Consider the following 26,788-nt stretch of genomic DNA (forward strand, 5'->3'; position numbering starts at 1 on the left):
CCTTGCTAGCCCAAGGTGATATCCAGCAACATCATCACCACAAACCCACTGATGACCCCAAAGGTGCCCTCCCGCTCCAACCCCTGCCGGTGCGACTCGGGGATGATCTCATCCGAGATCACAAACAACATCGCACCAGCGGCAAAGGCCATGCCCCAGGGCAGCAGCGGCTGAGCCAAAGTGACCACCGTCGCTCCCACGATGCCGCCGATGGGCTCTACCAGCCCGGTCAGCAGGGCAATGGCAAAAGCAAACAGCCGCGAATACCCCTGGCTGGCCAGCGACAAGGCCACCACCAGCCCTTCCGGCATGTTCTGCAGGCCGATCCCCAGGGCCAGCGCCAACCCATCGCTGACTTGGCCGGTGGCAAATCCCACCCCCACCGCCAGGCCTTCCGGGAAGTTGTGCAGGGCAATGGCAATGATGAAGAGCCAGATCCGCTTTAGGTGGGCGCGGTTCTCCCCTTCAGCCCCTTTGAAAAAGTGCTCGTGGGGAAAAAGCTGGTGGGCACTCTCCAGAAAGATCGCCCCCAACAACAGGCCCGCCGCCATCGCCACCGCCGCTCCAAACTGGGAATACCCCAGCGCCATGGCTGCCTCGGTGCCCGGCACCACCAGCGAAAACGAGGTGGCCGCCAGCATCACCCCACCCCCAAATCCCAGCAGGATCCCTTGCGCCCTTTCGGAGAGCGAGGGAAGAAAAAGGGCCGGCAAAGCCCCCAGCCCCGTCGCCAAGCCGGCGATAAAGCTAGCCAGGGATCCCATCCCAATTGGATGCACAAGCCAATCTCCACAAAGGCCGAATGCTTTTCAATTCTCCTCCCTTTCCAACGTTGTGTGAACATTGCTGGCTCGAGCGGCATAGGCGAGGTTCTGAAAGTTGGCTTGGAGCGCCAGATTTTGTGCTTACAAGCAAGGTACCTAAGAGCAAGTCTGAAGGAGCTATTCCCTAGTTGGAGTTTGCCAGCTAAGCCAAGGTTTATTACAATAATTGCAAATTGCCTCGGCGCAGAAGCGTCCTGAACAGCAATTGGACTGGAGTACACTGCAGCAAGACAGGTCGATAAAAACTAAAGTCAAGTCCGATAGTGATGAGGAGTGAGAGAGCGATGAAGAAAAAAGCAGTTACAACTCTTGTGGCCTTGAGTCTAGGAGCGGCCTGTCTAGGACTGACCGGCTGCGGTGGAGGCGGAAGCGGTGGGACGACAGTGCCTACACCTACACCGACTCCAACTCCGACACCCACCCCAACCCCGACACCTACGCCGACTCCGACACCTACGCCGGGTGCCCCGACTTTTACCAAGGCATTTAGCCCCACCTCGGTAGATGCCGGCCCTAATGCCACAACAACTCTGACCTACACGATCACCAACACAGCCGCTCTGCCCCTGACGGGTCTAGCCTTTTCCGATCCCCTGCCTGCCGGCTTGGTCGTTGCCAATCCCAACAACCTCAACAACGGCTGTGGCGGGACGCTGGCAGCTGCACCAGGAGCAACTTCCATCTTGCTGATCAACGGCTCATTGGCAGCCAACGCTAGCTGCACCATCAGCCTGGATCTTCAAGTTACAGCCACGACAGCGGGATCCCTGACCAGCCCCGCGGTAACCCTGAGCAGCAACCAAGGGCTCAGTGCCATCGCTGCTGCTATTAACTTAACGGTAACGGTGCCAGCTCCCACCTTTACCATGGCCTTTTCTCCCAACCCGCTTGGCCCAATCGGCCCAGTTCCCCCTCCCGTTACCGGGAATGGAACTCTGACGTTTACAATAACCAACAACGCAGCCATTCCATTGACGGGCTTGGCCTTTGACCACACCTTGCCGGGAGGGCCGCCTCCTTTAACCGTATCTGCTCCACCTCCTCCCTTACCTGCTTCCTGTGGTGCTGGAGCTACCCTCATGGCCATGGTGGGTGGGAACACCATTCAATTCACCGGAGGACAAGTGGCTGTCGGCGCAACCTGCACAGTGACCATCCCTGTCCAAACGGGACTTCTGAACCTAGCCGGCACCTACACCTACCCCAACTCCCCAGTAACATTGACCAACGCTCAGGCCGCCCCTGCCACGGCAGGACCGGTAACCTGGACGGTTGTGGTGAATTAGTCCTTCAAAAGCAGCTCGGCAATTTGAACGGCGTTGAGGGCCGCACCTTTGCGGATTTGATCCCCGCATAGCCACAGCTCCAGGGCCTTGGGCTCAGAGATATCTTGGCGGATGCGGCCCACCGCCACTTCATCCCTGCCGGCCACGTCGATGGGCATGGGAAAGCGGTTCTGCTGCCAATCTTCAATGAGCACCACCCCAGGTGCCTGAGCCAGGATTTGCCGGGCTTTTTCCACAGGGAAGGGCTGTTCAAACTCCAGGTTGAGGGCCTCGGCGTGGGTACGCAGCACCGGCACCCGCACACAGGTAGCTGTCAGCCGCAGGTTGGGGGATCCCATAATCTTGCGGGATTCGTTCACCATCTTCATCTCTTCCTGGCAGTAGCCGTTCTCTTGCAGGGGGCTGTTGTGGAGGAAGAGGTTGAAGGCAATGGGGTAAGGGAACACCTGGGGCTGCAACGGCTGCCCCTGTAGGTAGGCGCGGGTTTGCTCTTGCAGCTCCACCATGGCGCGGGCCCCGGCCCCACTGGCCGATTGATAGGTGGCGGCCACCACGCGGCGCAGGGGGATGTGGCGATGCAGGGGGTAGATGGCCACGCACATTAGGATGGTGGTGCAGTTGGGATTGGCAATGATCCCTTGGTGACGGAAGGCTTCCTGGGGGTTGACCTCGGGCACCACCAGCGGGACATCGGGATCCAGACGAAAGGCGCTGGAGTTGTCGATCAGCACCGCCCCCGCCTCGACGATAGGCTTGGCCCAGGTTTTGGAGACACTGGCACCGGCAGAGGCCAGCACCAGATCCAGACCCCGAAAGGCCGCTTCTGAAACCGGCTCCACTGGGATCCGCTCCCCCTTGAAGGTCAAATAGGTGCCCGCTGAGCGGGGCGAGGCCAAAAGCTTGAGGTCGGCTACAGGAAAGTGGCGCTCTTCCAATAGCGTCAGCAGCTCCGTCCCTACTGCCCCTGTTGCTCCCAAAATGGCTACCCGTTGTTGCCGTGCCATGCTTTCTTGTCCTTAGGTTTTCCTAATTCTAGGGTTCCAGAGGTGTCTGTAATCGAGGCCAAAGCAGCCTGCACCTCTGCCAGCTCGACTTGATCGGTCAGCTCGGCCTGGCCGATGCGGCGGGGCAGAACGAAGCGAATCCGCCCCTGTTTGACCTTCTTGTCGGCCTGCATTGCCTGCAGCACTGCCTCCCAAGGGATCCCGGCGGGCCAGTGGCTGGGCAGCCCTGCCCTTTCGATAAGGCGTCGCTGCCGCTCGGCCTCAGCCGCGCTCCACCACCCCAGGCGACGGGCGATCTCCCCCGCAGCCACCATGCCAATGGCCACCGCCTCCCCGTGCAGGTAGCGGCGGTAGCCGGTAACGGTTTCCAGGGCATGGCCGAGGGTATGGCCGTAGTTCAAGATGGCCCGCAGGCCCCCTTCCCGCTCGTCCTGTTGCACCACCCAGGCTTTGCACTCGGCACAGCGCCGCAGCAGATAGTGCAGATCCGCAGGGGCAAAATCGGCGTAGCGCCTCAGCCTGGGCCGGTCTTGCAAAAACTCAAATAGGTCGGCAGCCTGGATGACGCCGTATTTGATGACTTCCGCCAGGGCCGAGGTAAATTCCCGCCGGGGCAGGGTCTGCAACAGCGTTGGGTCGATCCACACCAGGCGCGGCTGGTAGAAGGCGCCGATGAGGTTTTTCCCGCCAGGATGGTTGACGCCGGTCTTGCCGCCGATGGCCGCATCCACCATGGCCAAAAGCGAAGTGGGCACCTGGACAAACGGGATCCCGCGCAGCCAAGTGGCGGCGGCAAACCCCACCATATCCCCAATGACCCCCCCTCCCAGGGCCACGAGGGTGGAAGAGCGCTCCAGGCCAAAGCTCAAGGCAGCATCGTAGATCTTGGCCACCGAGCGCAGGGTTTTGTAGCGCTCGCCGGCGGGCAACAGAAAAAGACGGGCAGCAAACCCCGCTTGTTGCAACCCTTGCATCAACTTTTCGCCAAAATGCTTGGCAATGCCGGGGTGGCTCACCACCAGCGCCTTGCCCGAAAGTCCCCTGGCTTGCAGTTGGGATCCCAACTGGATAAGGCTGTGGCCGCCGGAGCCTTCGGGGGACTGGATGAGAATGTCGTAGGAGCCGTGGGGAAGCTTGACGGGGATCAGACAGGGATCCATAGGTGCTGCTGTTGAAGAGATGGGATCCATTGACACTCCCAGCGCCTAAAGGCGGGGGATTCTTACGCAGTCCACAAAAGAACCCGTAACGGCGTTGTCAAAGCGCCTCTAGACAGTTCCTGAAGGCCGCGGCAGGTTTGGTCTTAAACTCATTCCTTCTTGCCAGGAGAGCCTCAGCTTTTTCTTAGAGCTACTGAGTGCCTCAGCTACAGACTTACACGTCTGTTGTGCGGCGGAAACATACATTGCGATAAAGTGCTTGTTTTGGGTTCTGGCCATCTCAGCACAAAGCTCACCATAGCTTGCCCATCGCTTCGTTTTGAAATAGACTTGTCTCGCATAGTACAAAGCACAGTTGTACACCTTATTAGACTGTTGACACAAGTACTCTAATAGGGGGACTAGCTCCCTGTTCCTGACTCGAACCTGCTGACAGCCGCACTCCATCATTGTTGGCAAGCGGCATGACAACCGCAGTCTGACATGGGCAAGCGATAGTGCGAGAGGAAAGTCAACGGTACAATCACTACAACCATGCTGTGGGGCTAGCGGTTGTTTATCTTATTTTTTGGCCAAAGAGAAGGAAAAAGGTCTTGGTAGGAGAAGTCAGGAAGAGGTTGTTTGAGCTATGAAACTATATCAACGACCCCCATCATGGGTAAGCGACTAAAGTGGCTAGCGAGCTTTTCCGCCCTGCACTCAAGTGCGGGGCTACCAAGCTATCCTTTTGTGTGGCACGTTCTGTTGCTTGATGTTCTTCCCATGCCTCCTGGCTTGCCCAGTCCTACGGCCCACTGCAAGTGAACCACGCAGCGGGGCAGGTAGGAAACCCTTTCTCAGCTTACAAGGCTACCCTCGCCTACTGCTCGCGCCAGCGGTGCGAAGCGTTCCCCCCAGATGCGAATCTCCACCCTACGGGGAAAACGGATCCCAGCGGCCTACTCAGGGCAAAACCGGCAGCACCGGCAGAATCTCAACTTCGGTGCGCTGGGTTTGGGGGAGAGATTGCGAAGGCCAAGTGGGGCCGCCGGAGCCATAGGCAGCAGGGCTGACCATGCTGTGCTCGGCGATAAGCTGGTTGAGGCGGGCGATGCGCTCCGCGACAGGGGGATGGGTACGCAAGAAGTCCGGCAGGGATGGACGGGATTGCAACTTGGCCGAAAATTGCGACATGCCCCTGGGATCGAAGCCAGCGCGATAGGCGGCCCACAAACCTTTTTCGTCGGCAACAAACTCGTTTTCGCGGCTTTGCGGTCGGCGCACTCCCAGCTCCAGGGCTAGGGCGGCCAAGGTGTTGTCATCGAGTCCCAGCAATTGGGCGCCGAAGCGGGCGGCGGCAGCCTGCTGCAGTTGCTGGAGGCCGTGACGTTCGCTGATATGGGCGATTTCGTGGCCCAAGACAGCAGCAATTTGGTCGTCGTTGTCGGCAGCTTCCAGGGCGCCAGTGGTGATGTAAACAAAACCACCCATCGTGGCAAAGGCGTTGATGTCTGGATCCTCCACCACCTGAAAGGTATAGGGCAAGTTAGGGCGTTCGCTGTGGGCGGCCACCCGCTGGCCGATGCGGTTCACCCGCTCCACCCAATAGAAATTTGAACTGACGCGAATCTGTCCGCGGGCTTTCAGTTGCTGGTCGATCTGGCGGCCCAAGCTCACCTCTTGGGCGTCGTTTAACTGGCTCACCTGCAGCCATTGCAGGCCGTGGATCAGCAGCCGAACCAGGTCTTGGGCCTGGGCAGGGGATCCCATCCCGGCGGCAAGGATGGCCAGCAGAGCAAAGGCAACCGGCTTGGCCACGCGGCAACTCCGCCGCTGGGGGGGGATGGGGCCCACCGACGGGATTGCCTCGACAGCAGAGCGAGGTTTCAATACCCGCATTGGATCCCTCCAAGACAACCTTCTCTCAGGCTAGCGATCTGGCAATGGGATCGTCCTACCAGAAATGGGCAACCCCTCTACTCTTTTGGCTACTTTGGCTGAGATTGCAGCAAGGGGAAGTGTTTCCGCAGCCAGGCTTCTGCCTCAGCGCGAGTGGTAAGCTCGCCGTTGAGGGTGAGGCAGCGCAGGCGCTCCAAGATCTCCTGAAAAAGAGGGCCCGGCTTGTAGCCCAGGCAACGCAAATCGTGCCCGTTGAGGGGTGGCTTCACCCAATGCCACTCCTGCAAGTAGCGCCAGAGCAGCCGCCGCGCTGGCTTGGCGGCCAGCCCTGCCAACAGGATCACCGCCGGGATGCGCAGCCCCTGCAGCAGCCGTACTACCTGAGCCGGAGACAGGGATCCGGTCTCCAGTTGGGCCAAGAGGGCTTGGTAGTGGGAGAAATGGCTGAGGCGTTCGATGCCCGCTTGGGTGAGGTGGAGCTGGCTGGCTACCTGGGGTGCCTGGGGCAGGGGCAAGAGCAAGGCTTCCAGGCGCAGTTGCCAGATCTCCTGGGATCCCAGCTCGGGGTAGCGGCGGCGGAAGTGATAGGCCCAGCGGCCCACCCGCTGCAGCCGCCGGTACAGGGAGGGATCCCAGGTCAAAGCGGGGTGAATGCAGCGCAGGGCTCCCCATGCCGCCAGCCGCTCAAAAGCCAAGGGCCAGTCGCGGGAGCGGAGGATGTAGGCCAGCTCCTGCTTGAGGCGCTCCCCGCCAACGGCATCGTGGAGGCCGCTGGCTACAGCCGTGCGAATCCATTCTTCGGTGGTCGGATCCAGGGCAAAGCCCAGGTGCACGGCAAAGCGCACTGCCCGGTAGATGCGGGTGGGATCCTCGATGAAGCTGTTGGGGTGGAGGGCGCGGATGATCCCCTTTTGCAGATCCGCTTGCCCGCCGAAAAAGTCCAGCAACTGACCCCGCTGGGGGCCGTTGAGGCGCAAAGCCAGCGCATTGATGGAAAAATCCCGCCGGTAGAGATCCTGATGGATGGATCCCATGGCCACTTCAGGGGGCGAGGCCGGGTAGGGGTAAAACTCGGTGCGGGCGCTGGCAATATCCACACAAAAGCCCCCTGGCCAGATCAGGGCTGCCGTCTGGAACTTGCCGTGGATCTCCAGGCGTGCCTCCGGGAAGTGCTGCTTGAGGGCTTTTCCCAGGATCAACCCCCAGCCCGGCGGATCCGTCCCTTGGGGGGTCGAGGGGTAAGGCCCATCCACCACCAAATCCAAATCCAGCCGTTCCAGGCAAGAGGAGGGCTGCCGTCCCCACCGGTGCAGCAGCAGATCCCGCACCGCCCCCCCCACCAGATACAGCCGCAGACCCTTTTCATCGGCAATTCGGGCAGCTTCCTCTAGCAGCCGGCGGTGCTGCGGCGAGAGAGCGGCAAAGGTGAGATCCAAAGGACAAGAGAGAGCAGGAGAAGCCAACTGGGGTGAGAGGGCCGGCAGCTGGTGCAGGTGTCGCAACACATCGGTGCGGGTAACGATCCCCACCAACTGGCCATCCTGGAGCACTGGCAGACGGCCAATGTCCCACTGCACCATCAGCCGCTGGATCTCCGCCAGGGGCGTGTCGGGGGAGAGGGTCTTGACGTCGGTAGTCATGTAGCCCTTGACGGGGGCATGGCCAAAGCCGTGGTGCAGGGCAATGTCGATATCTCGCCGCGAGATCACTCCCACCAGGCGGCCCTGGCCATCCACCACCACCAGGCCGGAGTGGCCATAGCGCAGCAGCACCCGCTGCGCCTCCTGGATAGTAACCTCCGGTCGGATGGTGCGCACCGGCGAGGACATCAAATCCTTGGCCGTCACAGGCGGCGGGATCCGCTCTTTAACCGCCTGGCTGAGGTCGCTCAGCACCTGGGCGGGATCGGGCAGGGGCTGGTCTGGAGAAGCTTTTAGGGTAGCGGCTGCCGCACAGTCGTGGCCGCCGCCACCGTAGCGGGCCATCACTCGGCCCAGTTGGGCAAACTCCTGCCGCGCCCGCCCGATGAGGCTAAGCCGCTCCCCCTGTCGTGCCACCAAGAGCAGCACGTCCACCCCTGTCAGATCCATTAGCCGCATCACCAGGCCGGCCAAGCCGGGCACAAACTCCGGCAGCTCCAGCAGCCACGTTCCCAAGCGGTACTCCCCCACCGCCTCCACCTGCATCTGGGCCAGTCCCTGGCTGAGCAGTTCCTGCATCGGGGGGGTGAGGCCATCGCCCAAAAAGCGCCGCAGCACCACCAGGTTGACTCCCTGACGCATCAGCCAGGTGAGGGCGGCGGCATCGCGGGCGGTGGTCTCCGGGAAGGTCAGGGATCCCGTGTCCATGTGGAGGCCCAACGCCAGCGCCAGCCGCTCGAAAGGGCTGAGGCGGATCCCGGCCCCCTGCAGCCGCTCCACCAGGAGGGTACAGGTGGAGCCCACCGCCTCAATGTGAGCGCTGACCTGCTGCTGCGGCCACAGCTCTTCCAGCGGGGTGGCCGGCAGGTGGTGGTCGAAAATCTCGATCTTCGCCCCAGGAATGCTCAGCCAGGCCGCAGCCTTACCGAGGCGATCCGGGTCGTAACAATCCACCAGGATCCAGCGCTGGACCTGGCGGGGATCCACCGAACGCAGCTCGATGAGGGGAAACTCGTCCCGGTAGAGGGCCAAGAACTCCTGCACTCCCGGCAGGGATCCGCCAGTCAAGGCAATGCGGGCGCTAGGGTAGAGTCGGGCTGCCCCCACTGCCGCCCCTAGGGTGTCGAAATCTGCTGACTGATGACACAAGATGAGGTCCATGCTGGCCTAGGCCGGGATCCCAGCCCCGGGGAGGGAGCTGCTGCTTGGCTGCAGCGGGCCAAAAACAGTTGGCGGGCGTGCTCAAGGACAAAGCCCTAAAGCGTGGTCAGTTCTTTTTCTTTCTCCGCCAGCAGATCGTCGATCTTCTTGATATAGCGGTCGGTCAATTTCTGGATTTCTTCTTGCAAGCTTTTGGACTCGTCTTCGGAGATCTCGCCGTTTTTCTCCCGCTTGCGCACCGAGTCGATGGCGTCGCGGCGGATGTTGCGAATGGAAACCCGGCCCTCTTCGGCCAGCTTGGCCACCTGTTTGCTCAGCTCCTTGCGCCGCTCTTCGGTTAGAGGAGGGATATTGAGGCGCACCACCTTGCCATCGTTGCTGGGGGTTAGGCCCAGGTCGGAGGCGACGATGGCCCGCTCAATTGCTGCCAGGGTCGAGGGATCAAAAGGCTGGATCAAGAGAGTGCTGGCATCTGGAGTGGTGATGCTGGCTAGCGCCTTCAGGGGAGTGGGAACGCCGTAGTACTCCACCTGAACGCGATCCAGCAGGCTGGCGTTAGCCCGCCCGGTGCGCACCGTGTTGAAGGAACGCTGGGTGGCCTGCACCGCTTTGCTCATTAACTCCTCGATCTCAGCTAGCTCCACGACCTTTTCCTCGCTCTCGAAACAGTTTGCAGACGCTCAGACACTAGCGGCAAAAAACCAAGACCTCTAGCACGAGCCTGAGCTTAATTTTATCTTGTCTAGATCCGCGCGCGGCTCTAGAAGCCATTCTCCAGTCCTAGCGGCACTAGAATGGCCATGAACTCCTCTTCTTGGTCCATGCCTGGGATCCCTGCTGCTTTTTCCCCGCTGAGGTTGACGCTTGAGCAGGTCAACCTCTCAGCTTCGGCTCTGGCGCTGTTGGACTACTGCCCCCGCTTGTTTTGCTACGTGTACCTGGAGCGGCTGATTTGGCCGGCAGCGGATGCCTTTGAGCACGAAGCGGAGCAGCAGCGGGGACGCCAGTTTCACCGCCTGGTGGAATCGTACAGCCGCGGGCTCCAGGTGGAGCCGCGCTTGTCGGCCTTGGAGGAGACAGTACGCCAGTGGTGGCAGGTGTTCTTGGCCAGTCCCCATGCCCAGCCGCAGGGGCGGGTGTTGGCGGAACTGCCCCTCTGGCAACGGATTGAGGGGTTTAAGCTGATGGCTCGCCTGGATCGGCTGGTGATTGCGCCGGGATCCCTGCACATTGTCGATTGGAAGACGGAGCGGCAGCGCCCCCCCGACGAACAGTTGGCCCAGGACTGGCAGGTGCGCCTTTACCCGCTGTTGCTCTGCGGGGTGGCCGCTCAACTGCCCCTGGCAGGCCCTTTTGAGCCGGAGCAGGTGCAGCTTACCTTTTGGTATGTGCAGCACCCGCAGCAGCCTTTTCAGTTGCGCTACAGCGCCGCCGCCTACGAGCGGGATCTGGCCCACCTCAAAGCCACCCTAGGCCGCCTGCGGCAACTGGAGGCGCAGGCCTTTCCCGCCCTCCCCTACGGCGAACGCTGTGCCAGTTGCCTGTTTTGCGCCCGTTGCCACGGGCTCATGCCGCCAGGGATCCCTTCCCAGAACCTGACGGACTGGGTTTGGCCGGAAGCGGAGCCACTAGAGGAAACGCCTGAGGCGGAATGGCTATAGCCGCCGGGATCTCGGTGACCCCAATCGCTCTCCAAACCTGCATACTGAGTTAGAGAGTATTGCAGGGTTGCTAACTGTGGTGGCAGGAGTCATTGCCGGCACTTCCAGGGATCCCGACTGGGATGTGGAGCTCAAGGGGCTCCGCAAGCGCTTTGGCGATTTTGTGGCCCTCGACGGCATTGACTTGCAGATTCGGCGGGGCGAGTTTTTTGGCCTGTTGGGGCCTTCCGGCTGCGGCAAGACCACCCTGCTGCGCATCATCGCCGGCCTGGAGATGGCTGACGCTGGCGAGGTGGTGATCCGGGGGCGCCCGGTGGGCCATTTGCCCGCCCACAAGCGCAATGTCAACACGGTGTTTCAGAGCTATGCCCTTTTTCCCTTTATGACCGTCGAGGAAAATGTTGCCTTTGGCCTGCGCATGCGGGGGGTGCGAGGGGAGGCGCTGCGCAAGCGGGTGGCCGCCGCTTTGGAATTGGTGGAGATTGGGGATCTGGCCAAGCGCAAGCCGCAGGAGCTCTCCGGCGGGCAGCAGCAGCGGGTGGCCCTGGCCCGCGCCTTGGTCAACGAGCCGGAGGTGCTGCTGTTGGATGAGCCGCTCTCGGCTCTGGATGCCAAGTTGCGCAAGCAGCTTCAGGTGCAGTTGTGCGAGCTCCAGCGCCGCCTGGGCATGACGTTTATCTTTGTTACCCACGACCAGGAGGAGGCCTTGGTTACCAGCGACCGGGTGGCGGTGATGCGGGCCGGGCGCATCGAGCAGGTTGGCCTCATCGACGAGGTGTACGAGCGGCCGGCAACAGCCTTTGTGGCGGACTTTTTGGGGGCCAGCAACCTCATCGAGGGGATCGCCTGTGGCACCGATTGCGTCGATACGCCCCTGGGCAAGCTCAAGGTGCCCGGGATCCCACCCAGCCTGGAGCCGGTGCAGTTGGCCATCCGCCCGGAAAAGATTCAGCTTTCCCGCAGCGGCTGGGATCTGCTGCCCAACCAGGTGCCGGTGTGGGTAAAAAACCTCATCTACACCGGGGCAGAAAACCAGTACCTCTTGCAAACGGCCAGCGGCCAGCAGCTCAAGGCCCTCACCCTCAACGCCGACATCGAGGATCAGGATTTTGCCATCGGGGAGGCCCTAGTGGCTCATCTCCCTCCCAAGAACTTGGTGCACTTGCAGCCGGATCCCCGGCGACAGGAGGCTCCATGCTGAAGCGGCCAGCAGCGGCAGAGCCAGGGATCCAGCGTTTCCAGGTGCGCTCAGGGGAGCTGCTCGCCCCTTGGCAGGAGCTGCTGCGCAGCCTCATCTTTGCCGGGCCGGGGGTGCTCTGGGTGGTAACGTTTTTGGTGCTGCCGGGGCTGTTGCTGCTGGTTTGCAGCTTTCTCAGCAGCGGCCAGTTTGGCCAGGTGGGCCTGCCCCTGACGTTGGCCAACTACCTGCGCATTCTCGGCTATGGCCCCCTGGGCTGGACGCCCATCTACTGGCAGATCTTGGGCCGCAGCCTGCTGGTGGCGGCCGTCACCACCTTCTTCTGTGTGCTCCTGGCCTATCCCCTGGCTTTCTTCATTGCCGCCCACCCGCCCCGACAGCGGGATCTGTTGCTGACGCTGGTGGTGGTGCCCTTCTGGACCAACTTGGTGATCCGCACCTATGCCTGGATGGTGGTGCTGGCTCCGGAGGGGTGGCCGGCACGGCTGGCGGCCTGGCTGGGCTGGATCCCGCCCCAGACAGCTCTCTACCCCAGTTGGCTGGCGGTGTACCTGGGCATGGTCTACACCTTCTTGCCCTACATGGTCCTGCCCCTCTACACGGCCATAGAGCGCATCGACTGGCACCTGGCAGAGGCAGCCAGGGATCTCTACGCCAACGGCTGGCAGGTTTTCCTGTGGGTGCTTTTGCCCCAGACGCTGCCGGGGCTGGCGGCGGGCCTGATCCTGGTGGCAATTCCGGCGCTGGGCATGTTTGTGGTGCCCGATTTGTTGGGGGGCAGCAAAACCTTGTTGATTGGCAATGTCATCCAGATGCAGTTTGGCGCCAGCCTGGACTACCCTTTTGGAGCGGCCCTCAGCTTTCTGGTTACCGGGCTGAGCCTGGGGCTAATCTACGCCTATAGCCGCTATGTTGGCAGCCGCGGCCTAGAAGAGCTGATCTAAGTCGCTGGCAAGGGATCCCCTCACCCCCAGCCCCTCTCCCTTAGGGAGAGGGGAGTTAGGGATCCGGGAGATGGCGGATCGCCGCTTGCTGGCAAGCTCTGGTAGGTTGAGGATACTGGCGTTGTGCGAGAGGGATCCCTTGACCCAAACTCTGCTTCCTCAGGCTTCCGCCCAGCTCAAGTCCTCTCCCCCGGCAACGTGGGATGTCATTGTCATCGGCGCTGGGATCGGCGGCCTGGTGGCGGCCACCCAGTTGGCGGCCAAGGGCTACCGGGTGTTGGTGCTGGAAAAATACCTCATCCCTGGTGGCAGCGCCGGCTACTTTGAGCGCCCGGATCCCAACGGCAAGGGGGTCTACCGCTTTGATGTCGGGGCTTCCATGATCTTTGGCTTGGGCAGGCAGGGCACCACCAACCTGCTTACCCGCGCCTTGGCTGCCGTGGGCCAGTCTTTGGACTCCATCCCCGACCCGGTGCAGATTGCCTACCACCTGCCCCAGGGGCTCAGCCCGCGCGTGCACCGGGACTACGAGCAGTTTTTGCAGGAGCTAGCCAGCTATTTCCCTCAGGAAGCGGGCAGCATCCGCCGTTTTTACGACCGCTTCTGGCCCATCTTCAACAGCCTCAACGCCATGGAGCTGCTCTCTTTGGAGGAGTGGGGCTATCTCTGGCGCTCTTTTGTCGGCAACCCCCGCGCCTGCCTGACTTTGGCCCGCTATTTGCCGGCCAATGTGGGCCAGGTGGCGCGGCGCCACCTACGCGATCCGGCGCTGCTGCGCTTTGTGGACATGGAGTGCTACTGCTGGTCGGTGGTGCCGGCAGAGCGCACGCCCATGATCAACGCCGGCATGGTGTTTTGCGACCGCCACTACGGCGGCGTCAACTACCCCAAGGGAGGGGTGGGGCAGATTGCCCAGAAGCTGGCCCAGGGGCTAGAGGCCTGCGGCGGGCAAATCCGCTACGGGGCGCCGGTGCGGCGGATTCTGGAAGAGCGCGGACGAGCAGTGGGGGTCGAGCTCTCCACAGGGGAAAAGCTCTGGGCCCGCAAGGTCATCTCCAATGCCACCCGCTGGGATACTTTTGAGCGCCTCTGGCCGGGATCCCTGCCGGCGGCGGAGCGGCGCTGGCAAAGCCGCTACCAACAGTCCCCCAGTTTCTTAAGCCTGCACTTGGGGGTGCGGGCCGAGCCTCTGGCCGGCGAGCGCTACTGCCACCACATTCTTCTAGAAGATTGGCAAGACCTGGAGGCGGAGCAGGGCACGATCTTCGTCTCCATCCCCACGCTTTTGGATCCGGAGCTGGCGCCGCCGGGCCGCCACATCGTCCACGCCTTTACCCCCAGTTGGATGCAGACTTGGCAGGGCTTGAGCCCAGAGCAGTACCGGCAGCAAAAACAAGCGGCAGCCGAGCGTCTCATCCGCCGCCTGGAGGCCCTCTGGCCTGGTCTGGGATCCCACATTGAACTGCAGGAAGTGGGCACCCCCCGCACCCACCGCCGCTTCTTGGGCCGCGTCGACGGCACCTACGGCCCCATCCCTCGCGGCACTCCCTGGGGCCTGCTGGGCATGCCCTTCAACCGCACCGCCATCCCCAACCTCTACTGCGTGGGGGATAGCACCTTCCCCGGCCAGGGACTCAACGCTGTCGCTTTCTCTGGGTTTGCCTGCGCCCACCGGGTAGCGGCGGACTTCTCCTAAAGCTGTCTCCAATTTCTAGGAACCCCCCGCAGTCGTCTTGCATTGAACCCCTTCCCACTGCAAGAGCTCTTGCATGAGCGTCGGGGTGAGGCATCGAAGCGGGCAGCCTAGAGCGCCCATTTGGCAAACCAGTTCGTAGACTCGCTCGAAGAAATCCCGATGATTGGCAGACATGTTCCGCGACCGCGATTGCCAGAGCGCATCGTGTGCTTGACGGAGGAGACGGCAGAGACGCTCTACGCCTTGGGGGCTGGGGATCTCGTCGTCGGCATTTCTGGATTTACGGTGCGTCCGCCGGAGGCGCGGAAGAAGCCGAAGGTGTCCACCCTCTTGGATGCCAACATCGAACGGATTTTGGCGCTGCAGCCCGATGTTGTGCTTGCATGGTCGGATCTGCAGGCAAACATTTGCGCTGAGCTCATTCGCCAGGGGGTGGAGGTTGTCTGCTTCAACCAGCGCACGGTTGAGGGGATCCTCTCCATGATCCTGCGCCTTGGGGCACTGGTAGGGCGAGCTGCTCAGGCACGGGCATATGTGCGCTCCTTGCGGGAGGGATTGCACCGAGCTATGCAGCGTGGACAGCAACGGTGCCGCCATCCACGGGTCTACTTCGAGGAGTGGGATAACCCCTTGATTACAGGCATCGGCTGGATCAGCGAACTCATTCGTTTGTGTGGAGCTGAAGACATCTTTTCCGAATTCAGTGCCTATCCCGATGCACGGCGCCGGATTATAGCTGAACCGGCAGAGGTCGTGCGGCGCGCTCCAGACATCATCCTGGTGTCCTGGTGTGGCAAGAGGTTCAAGCCTGAGCGGCTTCACAGCCGCCCTGGGTGGGAGACTATCCCGGCGGTCTGGAGCGGACACGTCTACGAGCTGCCGTCAGAGGTGATTCTGCAGCCCGGTCCGGCTGCCTTGACCGATGGGGTGCAGTTGCTGCTGCAGATCTTTGACCGCTGGGAGGCCCAATCCTCCGCCTAAGCTTTGATGCTGCTTTCGATAGGGTTGTGGGCCTGGACGGCGTCATACTTGAGCCCGAAGTCTTCTAGCGCGTACAGCACTGCCCGATTGTGGCTGCTGCACAGGCGCGTGAAGTTTGGGAGCACCTGGCGGTTGTTTCCAATTTCTAGGGATCCCCACAAAGGGGGAACTTGCGGAGGAAGGTGAATCCAAAGTTCACCGGAGACCGCACGTTTCCAATTTCTAGGGATCCCCACAAAGGGGGAACAATCAATTGGTACGCTAGGCCCACAGCTGTCCTGTGGGAGTTTCCAATTTCTAGGGATCCCCACGAAGGGGGAACAGTGGTTAAGAATGCTAAGAAGTTGTCCCCCGATCAATTGTTTCCAATTTTTAGGGATCCCCACGAAGGGGGAACCTTCAGGTATTACAGTGGCCTGGGATGGGTAGTCCGGGAAGTTTCCAATTTTTAGGGATCCCCACGAAGGGGGAACCTGAGTAGTGATCAGATTCAGCAGCTAAACACACTAAGTTGTTTCCAATTTTTAGGGATCCCCACGAAGGGGGAACTCTTCTGATGTGTTTGAGGAGTATCAGCTAACAAAGTGTTTCCAATTTTTAGGGATCCCCACGAAGGGGGAACGCCTTAGGAGGATTCTATGGCTACTACTACTGTATTCTCATAGTTTCCAATTTTTAGGGATCCCCACGAAGGGGGAACTAGATAAAGAGAGTTGCACATGGGGTTTTCTCGATAAATGTTTCCAATTTTTAGGGATCCCCACGAAGGGGGAACAGCAATTTTAGTCAAGGCTGCTGTAGCTACCTTATCAAGTTTCCAATTTTTAGGGATCCCCACGAAGGGGGAACTTCTAGTACCCTGCAACTGCGGTCTCCGGGGGTGCTATGTTTCCAATTTTTAGGGATCCCCACGAAGGGGGAACACGACTGTAAAACGACCGGCGCTTGGGCTCCGACCTGTTTCCAGTTTTTAGGGATCCCCACGAAGGGGGAACTCGGAGTAGATACCAGATGGATTTCCGCCGCTCACGAGTTTCCAATTTTTAGGGATCCCCACGAAGGGGGAACTTTGTGGTATGAACTATAGTGGTATTCGGTTGTCTCGGTTGTTTCCAATTTTTAGGGATCCCCACGAAGGGGGAACGAACAAATCTTGCGTGCTTCTCGCTGCAAGTATATCAGGGGTTTCCAATTTTTAGGGATCCCCACGAAGGGGGAACTTGGGGGTAAGAACTACTACTGGTGTCCCCACCGTCACGTTTCCAATTTTTAGGGATCCCCACGAAGGGGGAACCTGTTAGAGAACCTGTTCTGGATCGGGGTATCCTGGTGTTTCCAATTTTTAGGGATCCCCACGAAGGGGGAACATCCTGGGTGTGTTGGGTGGGGGAGGTTAGGTGGTTAGGAGGTTTCCAATTTTTAGGGATCCCCACGAAGGGGGAACCTGTGAGAATGATACGTTTTTACGACGGGGTAGTAACACGTTTCCAATTTTTAGGGATCCCCACGAAGGGGGAACACTTACCCCAAGAGGAAGAGAAAACAATTCCTATTACAGAGTGTTTCCAATTTTTAGGGATCCCCACGAAGGGGGAACTGCCTTAAACCCTGGAACATACTGGTACTGAATTATGGTGGTTTCCAATTTTTAGGGATCCCCACGAAGGGGGAACAAGAACTCTCCGCTATGTCACGACCCGGACAGTATAAAGTTTCCAATTTTTAGGGATCCCCACGAAGGGGGAACGGCGCCTATACATTTACGGTAGCCGGCGTCTCTACCTGGTTTCCAATTTTTAGGGATCCCCACGAAGGGGGAACCTTTTATCGCGCTACACCCAAAGACAGGGCACAGCGGATGTTTCCAATTTTTAGGGATCCCCACGAAGGGGGAACTACAATAGCCCATGAATCTTTCTCCCAGTTGTATTTATTAGTTTCCAATTTTTAGGGATCCCCACGAAGGGGGAACAGATTGTGCCTTTATGGACCTTACAGGAGCCCTAGATTGTTTCCAATTTTTAGGGATCCCCACGAAGGGGGAACAACCAGGATACCTCTTACTGACCTTTTACCTCCCGCTTCCTGTTTCCAATTTTTAGGGATCCCCACGAAGGGGGAACCAGAATCGCATGAACTGTTCCAGCAGTCAACATTGAGAAGTTTCCAATTTTTAGGGATCCCCACGAAGGGGGAACTGAACAGTATCTAGACTACGCTGCGTACCTGTCTTATGTTTCCAATTTTTAGGGATCCCCACGAAGGGGGAACTTCTCCCCTCTCGTACAGTATAGTGTCTGCAAAGGCCTTTAAGTTTCCAATTTTTAGGGATCCCCACGAAGGGGGAACTTTATTCTCTCCCGGGTTGGTGTTCAAAGAAGAGTATTGAGGTTTCCAATTTTTAGGGATCCCCACGAAGGGGGAACTGTTCCTTTATTCCCGTAAAGGGAGGTACATATGTTTACGTTTCCAATTTTTAGGGATCCCCACGAAGGGGGAACATAAAATTCATCCGATCTACTAATACAGGATCGTTTACATGTTTCCAATTTTTAGGGATCCCCACGAAGGGGGAACTCTACCCCCATTAAACCCAAGCAGGGCAAGGGATGCAAGACCCATTTGCGAGGGATCCGAGAAAAAGTTGGCAAAAGGAGCTTTGGCGAGGGGGCTTTGGGGCCTGAAAGCCTTGTGGCGTAAGGCGTCGAGGGATCCGACGAAAGAATCAGCCTTTTGGGGTTTTGGTGGATCGCTCGCAGAGCTGCGGATACCGTTTTCTTGTGTTTTTGGCAACATGAGGCTCAGGGGGCGGTGAGGAGGGTTTTGGATAGAGCTGAAGCGCCTATAGTGGGGGAAGTTCTCCGGCTTCCGTGGCTGTCGATGTCGGATCTCGCCCTTACAGAGAAGCTTCTAGCCGGGATCCAGGCCCAGCAGGCTGGCGACTTGCGAACAGCGGAAGCCATTTACTCGCAAATTCTGGCGGAGTTTCCCGATCAACCCGATGCCCTGCACCTGCTGGGGACGGTGGCCCAGGCCAAGGGGGAGGGGGAATGGGCGGCTGCCTTGATTGCCGAGGCCATTGAGCTCAATCCCCACGTAGCCCTCTATCATCACAACCTGGGCGTTGTCTATGAGTCCTTGGGGCAACTGGAAAAGGCTCTACCCTGCTATCGGCAGAGCCTAAGCCTTGATCCTAAGGCTTACCTTTCTGCTTTGCAAGCGGGCAAGATTCTTGTGAACCTACGCCGCTCCGAAGAGGCGATCCCGCTGCTCGGCGCCTTGCTAGAAAATCCAGATCCGGCAGCAGGGATCCCGTTGGCCGAGGTGCATTTTTACCTGGGGATGGCCCATCGCGAGCAAGGGGAACACGGCCCTGCCCTGGCTCACCTAGAGAAGGCGGTGGCTTTGGATCCCAACTTGGTGCAAGCCCGCTGGCTTTACCACCTCTATTTGCCGGCTATCTATCAGGATGAACAGAAGCTGCACAGCTTTCGCTCTCGCTTTGTAGAACACCTGGATCGCCTCATTGAGGAGACACCCTTAGATACCCAAGAACAGCGGCAGCTGGCCTTTTTGGGGTCAAGCTGGGGAACGCCTCACCACCTGCAGTACCAGGGCTACAACGACCTGGAGCTGCAGAAAAAATACGCTCAGTTTGTACAGCGCATTGTCCAATCCTGCTACCCCAATTGGCAGTGTCTTCCTCGGCAGCCAGGGGATCCCCTGCGCGTTGGGTTTGTCTCGGCCTCCATGCGGGCTTGCTCCTACAGCCGCCTTTCTTTGGGATGGGTGAAATACTTAAAAGCCAGCGCCGAGTGGCCTTTTCAGGTGTTTGCCTACCATCTGGATCCCAGAGTTGATTTCATGACCGAGCAGTACCGCCAGTATGCCGATGTCTTCCGGCACATTCCCACTGGCTTTGAAGATGCTGCCCGCCAAATTTTGCAGGATCAGCTTGATGTTTTGGTGTATTTGGAAATTGGACTATCGCCTCTTATTCTGCAACTAGCTTCCCTGCGTCTAGCCCCAGTGCAATGCTCCACTTGGGCTCATCCCATTACTTCTGGACTTTCGACCATTGACTACTTCCTATCTAGCGACCTGATGGAGCCAGAAGATGGACAAGCCCACTACAGCGAAACCTTAGTCCGACTGCCCCGACTGGGTACCTGTTTTGAAAAGCCGGTTTTGCCTCCCCAGAGACGTTACCGCCAGGACTTTGGTCTACACCAGGATGCCGTCGTTTATCTCACCTGCCAGTATTTGGGCAAGTACCTGCCGCAATACGACTACCTTTTTCCAGCTATTGCTCGGCAAGTGCCCAGTGCCCAATTTGTTTTCTTAGCTTTGCCCAATGCCGCCATTGGGAGACAGTTTTGGCAGCGTCTTTCCCAGGCTTTTTCTGCTTGGGGGCTGGCCATAGAAAACCACTGCCGCCTCCTGCCCCAATTGGATCACCAGGACTACTTGGATCTCAATCGCTGCGCCGACGTCATGCTGGATTCCTACGGCTGGTCGGGGGGGATCACCACTCTGGAAGCCGTTGCTGCCGGCTTGCCGGTGGTCACCTGCCCTGGCCGGTTCCTGCGGGGCCGACATACCTACGCCATCCTCAAAAGGATGGGCCTTGATCTTTTGATTGCCCAAGACCTCCAGCGCTACGAAGATCTAGCCGTGCAACTGGGAAGGGATCCCCAATTTCGGCAGCAAATTTCTCAGCAGATCCAACAGCGGCGCGACCTGCTTTTTGAGGATCGAGACTGCGTAGCCGCCCTGGCCCATTTCTTGCGCCAGGCTGTCTGGCAGAAGCTGGCATGCCATACTCTCCCTATAGAAGCCTCCTAGCCCCCTGCAGCAAAGAGTCTGGTAGAGTAGTACGGCTACTTTAGGGATCGTGGCGGAATGGTAGACGCTACGGACTTAAAATCCGTTGTTCTTCAAGAACGTGAGGGTTCGAGTCCCTCCGATCCCACTCCCAAGGCTGGGAAAGCAGTCAACGCAGCCCTGTTTGCTCGAGCAACTTCAGCAAGTCCGGGATCCGCACCCAGGCATCCTCCCGATCCAACTCTGGGCTGGCCAACAGGGCCACCAGGGCCGGGTCACAGGTTGGAGCCAGCAGGGGAAAGTAGTTCAGCCCCACCACCTGGGCCAGGCTCCAGAAGTAGGGGAGCACGGCATTGGTGGGGAAAATCTCGATAACAACAGTGCCAGGTTGACAAAAGGCAAGATTGGTCAAGCCCGCCCCGTGGATCCCAATGACTGCCTCTGCTCTCTGCATCAGGGCTATCTGTTCGCCCGGAGAAAGGGCTTCCAGTTGCACAGACACAAATCCCCAGGGGCGCAAAGCCTCGAGAACCTCTGCCTCGTTAATGACCCGCCTCCAGCGGGCAGCCCGACGACTAATGTAGATCCGCCGCGGTAGCCCCGCCGCCTGCCCCAGAGGAGCCAGTTGCTGCAGCACCTGCCAGCCCCTGGGGGTTAGACACCCCACCGGCCCCGCCAGCGAGGGCACAATCAGGTTCTGCGCTTGCACATGGGATCCCCCCGCCTGCTCAAAGCTGAGGAGGCGCTCGCTTGGGATCCCCAAGGCAGCTAAGCTTTGCACCTGGAAAGGCTTGCCCTGGTAGCCGTGAACCAAGAGGGGGATGTCCTTTTCGAGGACGCCGGAGCGGCGTAGGAGATCGAGGGCGGGCAGGATGTCCACCATCCAATGGAAGTAGTTGACCGCCCCCAGGGGCAAGAGGGCGACAGGGCCATCCAGCGGAATTGGCGGCGGCAGGTGGGGCAAGTCCAAAACGGGGTGGTGTTCTAGGTGAGCCGGCTTCCAGTCCCAGTCGAGAAACTCCGGCGGCGGCAAGCTGGGGGAGACATCGGCCAGCAACTCACCCCTACGGGTAAGCACGGCGCTGGCAAAGCTGGCGTAGAGGTGGCGGGGATAGTGGCCCACGTGCACGGATCCCTGCGGAATCTGGGCCACAAAGGTCTCGGCCAAGGGGATCCGCTGCGAGCGCAGCTTTTGCCCAATGGCAGGGTCAGCCGTAGGAGGAGCTTGGAGACAGAGAACCCCTTCTGGATCCACCACCTGGTAGCTGCCCTCGCCGGTGGCCTGGTGCCACTGCCGGGTGGTAAGGTAACCCTGGCTGGGCACTGGCAGGGGGTTGCCAGCACTGGGCGGTGGGCTCTGGCAGGCTGGGGAAGGAAGGGTTGCCTGCGCAGGGAGCCAGCGCTGCTGCCAGGCGCGGTACCGCTCCTGCCAAAGGCTGCCAGGGGATCCCTGCAGGGCCTGCTCCAGCTCCAGCCGCAGCCGACTGTCTCTGCCGCTGCCCTCACACCAGGCCTGTAGCCACTCCCGCTCCGCCGCCAGCGCCTGCCGGAACTTCTCCCAAGCCCCCTGCGGGTCATTCCGCCGCACCTGAGCCTCTACCCAGTAGCTGTAGAGCTCTGCTGTCTGGGTGCCCCGCGTCGCTGCCTCCTGAAAGCAGGCCACCGCCTGCTCCAGCTCCCCCAGATCCAGCCAAGCCAGGCCCATCTGCACCCAGGGATCCCCCCACTCTGGCCTTAGCCGCGCTGCCTCCTGGAGAGGGGAGAGGGCCTCCCGCAACCGGCCCAGCTTGAGCAGGGCCAGGCCCCAGCGCCAAAAGCTCTCCGTGGCCGTTGGATCCCAGCGGCAGGCCTCTTCAAACCACTCTGCTGCTTCTAGCCACAGTCGGCTGCGCTCCTGGACTAGGCCAAGGCGATGGGCCGCCAACGCCGCCTCTGGGGCAGCGCCACTTTCTAGCAACTGCCGATACAAAGCCGCCGCCTGCGGCCACTGCCCCCTTTCCCACAGCCCCTCTGCCAGCTCCAGCAGTCCCTCTGCCCAGCAGCGGGTAGCCTCAGCTTCGGCCCCTAGGAGGGCCAGACCCTCCTGCCAAGTGAGCTGCGCCTCTAGCTCCCGCCCCAGGAGTAGGTAGGCAGATCCCAGCCACCAATACAGCAGGGGCTCTTGGGATCCCTGCTCAAGCTGCCGCTGCAAACTTTGAGCAACAGAGCCGTAGCATCCCTGTTCCCAGTCTGCCCGCAGAGAGTCGGGAAGGTGCAAAGAAGGGTCAGAGGCCATGGTTTTTGACGAGAAGGCAACTGAGAATGAGTGTTACAAACTGCAACAACCTCCCCCCTCTGGTCGCATCCCCCTAGTATTCTAGGCTTGGCTTCCCCCTCAGGGACGCGGCGTCCATTCCTCCCCAACTCTGAGAGGGATGGGGGCCGGTTTAGCTAAGTCCATGGGTCAGCCCCTTTCCCGGGGCATCCTCCCTGAGCCTTGTCGGCAGTTTTTCGATAAACGGAGTTTAAGAGAGCGATGGGTATCAACGCATCTGGCGGCGCAGTCGTCTCCAGCCCCCGTCTTTACCAAACCGTGCCCCTCTCCACCATCTCCCAGGCAGAACAGCAGGATCGCTACCTCTCGCGCACCGAGCTGGATCGCCTTGACGACTTTTTCTCCAGCGGTCTGAAGCGGCTGCAGATTGCCGAGGTCATCGCCGCCAACTCCGAAATCATTGTCAGCCGAGCTGCCAACCGCATCTTCACCGGCGGCTCCCCCATGGCCTACCTGGAGCGGCCAGAAGTCACTCAAGACGAGAAAGAAGCCTTTAAGCTGGGCACCGCCTTCTATGTGGAGTCCACGGGTGGCTTCCTCGAGGCCATCCGCAATCTCTTCAGCGCCAGCGGCGTGGAGATCCCGCCCAACTTCCGCCCCATCAACATCTCCCGCTACGGGGCTGCCAACATGCGCAAGTCCCTGCGGGATCTAAGCTGGTTCCTGCGCTATGTCACCTACGCCCTGGTGGCCGGGGATCCCAACATCCTTGTGGTTAACACCCGGGGCCTGCGGGAGATCATCGAAAACGCCTGCTCTGCCGAGGCCACCATTGTCGCCATCCAAGAGATGAAGCGGGCCTCAGCCAGCTACTTCCGCAAAGATGGCGAGGCGGTGGCCATCATCAACCAGTATTTCGACGTGCTCTTGAGCGAGTTCATTGCCCCTGCTCCCTCCGACAAGCTGCGGCAGCGCAACGCCAGCACCGCCGATGGCCTGCCCTTGCAAGGGCTACAGCTACCCCAGGTTTACAACTTGGCCGCAGAAAAGGTTCCCGTCTTTGCCATGAAGCCGGGGCTTTCCAATGCTGAGAAAGAAGAGGTCATCAAAGCCGCCTACCGGCAGGTGTTCGAGCGGGATATCCGCCGTGCCTATGGCCTTAAGCTGGCCGACCTGGAGTCGAAGGTCAAAAACGGCGAGATCTCCATGAAGGAGTTTATCCGCCGCCTGGGCAAATCCGAACTCTACCGCAAGCAGTTCTACGAGCCCTACATCAACAGCCGCGTTGTGGAGCTGGCCTTCCGCCACTTCCTGGGACGGGCACCAGAGACCCGTGAAGAGGTGCAGACCTACTTTGCCATCGTCTCCAGCAAGGGCCTGGCCGGCTTGGTGGATGCGCTGGTGGACAGCCGCGAGTACGGCGACTACTTCGGCGAGGAGACGGTGCCCTACCTGCGCAAGCTGGGGGTGGAAGCCCAAACCAGCGCCAACTGGGGGCCCAAGTTTGACCTCTACAACTACGCGGCTCCGCGCCGCAAGGTGCCCCAATTCATTACCCTCTTTGCCCGCTACAACCGCCCCCTGCCGGATCAGCACGCCTACGGTGTCGGCAACGACCCGCTGGAGATCCAATTTGGCGCCATCTTCCCCAAAGAAACCCGCTCCCTCAACGCCAGCCCCGCCCCCTTCAACAAGGATGTCAAGCGCATCCTTATTCGGCGCGGCTTTGCCCTCACCAACGAGCGCACCAATCCCAAGGCGGTCGGGGATCCCGGCAGCCTTGGCCCCAAAGTCTTCAAGCTTACCCAAACCCCTGGCGATCGCAGCCGGCGTTTGGGGGTGCGGGCCGGGGTTGTTGGCAGCGAAGTCTCGACCCAGGCGGTGATCCGCGCCTGCTACCAGCAGGTGTACGGCTATGTGCCCTATGAAGGCCAACGGCTAACCCGCTGGGAGATCAAGCTGGAGTCGGGCGAGATTACCGTCAAAGAGTTTGTCCGCCAGTTGGCCAAGTCAGATCTGTTCCGCAACAAGTACTGGTCTAGTCTCTATGTCTGCAAGGCCATCGAGTTCATCCACCGCAAGCTGCTGGGCCGGCCCACCTACGGCCGGCAGGAGATGAACCGGCTGTTTGACATCGCCTCCAAGCAGGGCTTCTACGCCGTGGTGGACGCCATCCTCGACAGCGAGGAGTACCAGCAGGTCTTCGGGGAAGACGTCGTGCCCTACGAGCGCTACCTCACCCCTGCCGGTCTAGCGCGGCGGCGCATGCGCCCCGGATCCAGCGACATGGCCGTGGTCACCAGGCCCATCCGCACCGACGACGATATCCCCCTGTTTGTCAAGCTGGGCCAGCCCCAGGACAAGCCCTCCGGCGAGCTGGAGATCCAGCGGCGAGTCCAGCAGGGGGTGCCCAAGGTGCGCCAGGAGGTACCCATCTTCAAGCTCACCAGCCTGGCCAACAAAGCCGAGGTCAACAACCTCATCCGCGCCGCCTACCGGCAGATCTTCGAGCGCGACATGGACATCTACAACATCAGCGCCGAGCTCAGCTCTGCCGAGTCCAAGCTGCGCAACGGCGAGATCACCGTCAAGGAGTTCGTCGAGGCGCTGGGGTGCTCGGAACTGTACCGCTCCGAGTTCTACGCTCCCTATCCCAATACCAAGGTGATCGAGCTGGGCACCAAGCACTTCCTGGGCCGCGCACCCCTAAACCAGCAGGAGATCCGCAAGTACAACCAGATCTTGGCCACCCAGGGGTTGAAGGCCTTCGTGCGCGCCCTGCTCAACACCCAGGAGTATCGGGATCTCTTCGGCGAGGACACGGTGCCCTATCGCCGCTTCCCCACCTTGCCGGCGGCCAACTTCCCCAACACCCAAGAGCTGTATGGCCGCCTCACCAAGCAAAACAAGGAGCTCGTGGTGCCCAGTTTCAGACCTGTTGGCAGCAACGATCGCAGCTAGCTCAACCCCCCTCTCCCCTGGTGGGAGAGGAAAACCATTAGCTCCACACAGGCAGAGGGGACTGGGCTGTGTAGCCTAAGTGCTGCAGGGCAGCGGGGGTAACCACCCGACCCCTTGGCGTGCGCTGCAGGTAGCCAATCTGCAGCAGGTAGGGCTCGTACACCTCCTCAATTGTCTGGGGATCTTCACCTGTCACTGCGGCCATGGTCTCCAAGCCCACGGGCCCTCCCCCAAACTGCTCCACCAGTACCGTCAGCAGCTTGCGATCCGTCCAGTCCAAACCCATGGGATCCACCTGAAACAGCTCCAGGGCAGCGGCTGCCACCTCACGGCTGATGTGGCCATCCCCCCGCACCTGGGCATAATCGCGCACTCGCTTCAGGAGGCGGTTGGCAATGCGCGGTGTGCCTCGGGATCGGCGGGCAATCTCCTCGGCTCCCGCTCGGTCAATGGAGGTGTTCAAGAGGCGAGCGCTGCGCAACACAATTTCCGCCAGTTCGTGGGGCTCATAGAAGCGCAGCCGCTGCACCTGGCCAAAGCGATCCCGCAGCGGCGAAGTCAGAGCGCCAATGCGGGTAGTGGCCCCGATGAGGGTAAAGCGCTCCAGGGGTATGGAGGTGATGCGGGCCGAGCGTCCCTTGCCAACAGTGATGTCGAGGCGAAAATCCTCCATTGCTGGATAGAGCAGCTCTTCGGTTACCTTGGGCAGGCGGTGGATCTCGTCGATAAACAGCACGTCCCCCTGCTTCAGGCGCACCAAGTAGCCGGCAATGTCGCGGGGGCTCTCCAGCGCCGGGGCCGTGGTCATGTAGAAGCGGGATCCCATCTCCGCCGCCAGCACCGCGGCCACCGTGGTTTTGCCCAAGCCAGGCGGGCCGTAGAACAGCAGGTGATCCAAAGGCTCCCCGCGGGCGCGGGCCGCTGCAATAGCGATGGAGAGCACTTCCTTCAGCTCTGTCTGGCCAATGTACTCTGCCAGGGTGCGCGGGCGCAGGGATTCTTCTTGAGCTTCGCTGGGGTGAGCCTGCGGTTGCAGTAGCCCTTCCGCCTTAGCAAAAGCCAATTTCGACTCTCTTCTGCGAGCAGAACTCTTTTGCTGCCGCTGCCCGGGATCCTCAGCCCCCGCAGCCCGAGAAGAAATGATCGCCATATCCTTTACTCGCAGATGCGATAGCCCTACTCTAACTGACTGGGGGAAAGATCCTGGTGAAACCGTTTGCCATTTTGGTCTCCCACCTGGATCGGAGAGGGCGGTAGAAGAAAAAACCCCCCAGCGTCTGCCAGGGGATTCAAGAAGGACTGGTCGACTAGGTCAG

At 60.3% G+C, this 26,788-nt stretch carries 16 protein-coding genes, 1 tRNA gene, 1 pseudogene and 1 CRISPR repeat array; of the genes and pseudogenes, 10 read left to right on the forward strand and 8 right to left on the reverse strand.

Going from position 1 to position 26,788, the window contains the following annotated elements; all coding sequences use genetic code 11:
* Positions 1-5: 5 nt before the first annotated feature.
* Positions 6-779, reverse strand: coding sequence for a ZIP family metal transporter (locus GG26_RS08960; protein ID WP_414390088.1), 774 nt, complete (start codon positions 777-779; stop codon positions 6-8).
* A 329-nt stretch (positions 780-1,108) separates the two neighbouring features.
* Between GG26_RS08960 and GG26_RS08965 the strand changes: the two genes are divergently transcribed.
* A complete protein-coding gene (locus GG26_RS08965) occupies positions 1,109-2,110 on the forward strand; it encodes a hypothetical protein (protein ID WP_414390091.1) in 1,002 nt (333 codons plus the stop codon).
* Here the strand turns inward: GG26_RS08965 and GG26_RS08970 are convergent.
* Both GG26_RS08970 and aroB read right to left on the reverse strand, forming a co-directional pair.
* Positions 2,107-3,114 carry an aspartate-semialdehyde dehydrogenase gene (locus GG26_RS08970; protein WP_414390094.1) on the reverse strand — a complete coding sequence of 336 codons (1,008 nt, stop codon included), beginning with the start codon at positions 3,112-3,114 and terminating at the stop codon, positions 2,107-2,109. The genes GG26_RS08965 and GG26_RS08970 overlap by 4 nt on opposite strands.
* On the reverse strand, positions 3,093-4,304 hold the full coding sequence (aroB, locus tag GG26_RS08975; protein ID WP_414390097.1) for a 3-dehydroquinate synthase: 1,212 nt from the start codon (positions 4,302-4,304) through the stop codon (positions 3,093-3,095). The genes GG26_RS08970 and aroB overlap by 22 nt, the downstream gene beginning before the upstream one ends.
* Before the next feature lie 467 nt (positions 4,305-4,771).
* Here aroB and GG26_RS08980 point away from each other — a divergent pair.
* A pseudogene (locus tag GG26_RS08980) lies at positions 4,772-4,903 on the forward strand (IS200/IS605 family transposase); the annotation flags it as partial.
* Between the two features lie 313 nt (positions 4,904-5,216).
* Here GG26_RS08980 and GG26_RS08985 read toward each other — a convergent pair.
* The 3 genes from GG26_RS08985 to frr form a co-directional block, all read right to left on the reverse strand.
* Positions 5,217-6,152: a M48 family metallopeptidase gene (locus GG26_RS08985; protein ID WP_414390100.1), complete on the reverse strand. Its 936-nt coding sequence runs from the start codon at positions 6,150-6,152 to the stop codon at positions 5,217-5,219.
* 89 nt (positions 6,153-6,241) lie between these two features.
* Entirely contained in the window at positions 6,242-8,953 is a 2,712-nt protein-coding gene (locus tag GG26_RS08990; protein ID WP_414390103.1) for a CBS domain-containing protein, read from the reverse strand.
* 95 nt (positions 8,954-9,048) lie between these two features.
* Positions 9,049-9,597, reverse strand: coding sequence for a ribosome recycling factor (gene frr / locus GG26_RS08995; RefSeq protein WP_011430687.1), 549 nt, complete (start codon positions 9,595-9,597; stop codon positions 9,049-9,051).
* Between the two features lie 156 nt (positions 9,598-9,753).
* Here frr and GG26_RS09000 point away from each other — a divergent pair, with 156 nt between their 5' ends.
* The 7 genes from GG26_RS09000 to GG26_RS09030 all read left to right on the forward strand — a co-directional run bounded on the left by GG26_RS09000 (position 9,754) and on the right by GG26_RS09030 (position 20,405).
* Positions 9,754-10,614, forward strand: coding sequence for a PD-(D/E)XK nuclease family protein (locus tag GG26_RS09000; RefSeq protein WP_049749827.1), 861 nt, complete (start codon positions 9,754-9,756; stop codon positions 10,612-10,614).
* Between the two features lie 79 nt (positions 10,615-10,693).
* Positions 10,694-11,815: an ABC transporter ATP-binding protein gene (locus GG26_RS09005; protein WP_414390107.1), complete on the forward strand. Its 1,122-nt coding sequence runs from the start codon at positions 10,694-10,696 to the stop codon at positions 11,813-11,815.
* On the forward strand, positions 11,809-12,756 hold the full coding sequence (locus GG26_RS09010; protein ID WP_414390110.1) for an ABC transporter permease: 948 nt from the start codon (positions 11,809-11,811) through the stop codon (positions 12,754-12,756). The genes GG26_RS09005 and GG26_RS09010 overlap by 7 nt, the downstream gene beginning before the upstream one ends.
* 139 nt (positions 12,757-12,895) lie before the next feature.
* Positions 12,896-14,452: a carotenoid isomerase gene (gene crtH / locus GG26_RS09015; RefSeq protein WP_414390113.1), complete on the forward strand. Its 1,557-nt coding sequence runs from the start codon at positions 12,896-12,898 to the stop codon at positions 14,450-14,452.
* A 189-nt stretch (positions 14,453-14,641) separates the two neighbouring features.
* Complete coding sequence (locus GG26_RS09020; protein ID WP_414390116.1) at positions 14,642-15,433, forward strand: cobalamin-binding protein; 792 nt, start codon at positions 14,642-14,644, stop codon at positions 15,431-15,433.
* Positions 15,434-15,567: 134 nt separating this feature from the next.
* A CRISPR array of direct repeats spans positions 15,568-18,010; the repeat unit is 36 nt; unit sequence GTTTCCAATTTTTAGGGATCCCCACGAAGGGGGAAC.
* A gap of 303 nt (positions 18,011-18,313) precedes the next feature.
* Positions 18,314-20,278, forward strand: coding sequence for a tetratricopeptide repeat protein (locus tag GG26_RS09025; protein WP_414390119.1), 1,965 nt, complete (start codon positions 18,314-18,316; stop codon positions 20,276-20,278).
* Positions 20,279-20,321: 43 nt separating this feature from the next.
* A tRNA-Leu gene (locus GG26_RS09030) sits at positions 20,322-20,405 on the forward strand.
* Between the two features lie 21 nt (positions 20,406-20,426).
* Here GG26_RS09030 and GG26_RS09035 read toward each other — a convergent pair.
* Entirely contained in the window at positions 20,427-22,532 is a 2,106-nt protein-coding gene (locus GG26_RS09035; protein ID WP_414390122.1) for a glycosyltransferase 61 family protein, read from the reverse strand.
* A gap of 240 nt (positions 22,533-22,772) precedes the next feature.
* On the opposite strand from GG26_RS09035, the gene GG26_RS09040 reads away from it, so the two are divergent.
* Positions 22,773-25,472: a phycobilisome rod-core linker polypeptide gene (locus GG26_RS09040; RefSeq protein WP_414390124.1), complete on the forward strand. Its 2,700-nt coding sequence runs from the start codon at positions 22,773-22,775 to the stop codon at positions 25,470-25,472.
* Between the two features lie 37 nt (positions 25,473-25,509).
* Here GG26_RS09040 and ruvB read toward each other — a convergent pair whose 3' ends face one another.
* Positions 25,510-26,622: a Holliday junction branch migration DNA helicase RuvB gene (gene ruvB / locus GG26_RS09045; protein ID WP_099883820.1), complete on the reverse strand. Its 1,113-nt coding sequence runs from the start codon at positions 26,620-26,622 to the stop codon at positions 25,510-25,512.
* Positions 26,623-26,788 lie beyond the last annotated feature (166 nt).

It is taken from the genome of Synechococcus sp. 'PEA 65AY6A-5F PE A' (assembly GCF_047462575.1).
Lineage (GTDB): Bacteria > Cyanobacteriota > Cyanobacteriia > Thermostichales > Thermostichaceae > Thermostichus.

Bases quoted from the DNA above. Each gene is read 5' to 3' on its own strand.
- GG26_RS08965 (WP_414390091.1), top strand. From the start codon at position 1,109: ATGAAGAAAAAAGCAGTTACAACTCTTGTGGCCTTGAGTCTAGGAGCG.
- GG26_RS08970 (WP_414390094.1), bottom strand. From the start codon at position 3,114: ATGGCACGGCAACAACGGGTAGCCATTTTGGGAGCAACAGGGGCAGTA.
- aroB (WP_414390097.1), bottom strand. From the start codon at position 4,304: ATGGATCCCATCTCTTCAACAGCAGCACCTATGGATCCCTGTCTGATC.
- GG26_RS08985 (WP_414390100.1), bottom strand. From the start codon at position 6,152: ATGCGGGTATTGAAACCTCGCTCTGCTGTCGAGGCAATCCCGTCGGTG.
- GG26_RS08990 (WP_414390103.1), bottom strand. From the start codon at position 8,953: ATGGACCTCATCTTGTGTCATCAGTCAGCAGATTTCGACACCCTAGGG.
- GG26_RS09000 (WP_049749827.1), top strand. From the start codon at position 9,754: ATGAACTCCTCTTCTTGGTCCATGCCTGGGATCCCTGCTGCTTTTTCC.
- GG26_RS09010 (WP_414390110.1), top strand. From the start codon at position 11,809: ATGCTGAAGCGGCCAGCAGCGGCAGAGCCAGGGATCCAGCGTTTCCAG.
- GG26_RS09025 (WP_414390119.1), top strand. From the start codon at position 18,314: ATGTCGGATCTCGCCCTTACAGAGAAGCTTCTAGCCGGGATCCAGGCC.
- GG26_RS09035 (WP_414390122.1), bottom strand. From the start codon at position 22,532: ATGGCCTCTGACCCTTCTTTGCACCTTCCCGACTCTCTGCGGGCAGAC.
- GG26_RS09040 (WP_414390124.1), top strand. From the start codon at position 22,773: ATGGGTATCAACGCATCTGGCGGCGCAGTCGTCTCCAGCCCCCGTCTT.
- ruvB (WP_099883820.1), bottom strand. From the start codon at position 26,622: ATGGCGATCATTTCTTCTCGGGCTGCGGGGGCTGAGGATCCCGGGCAG.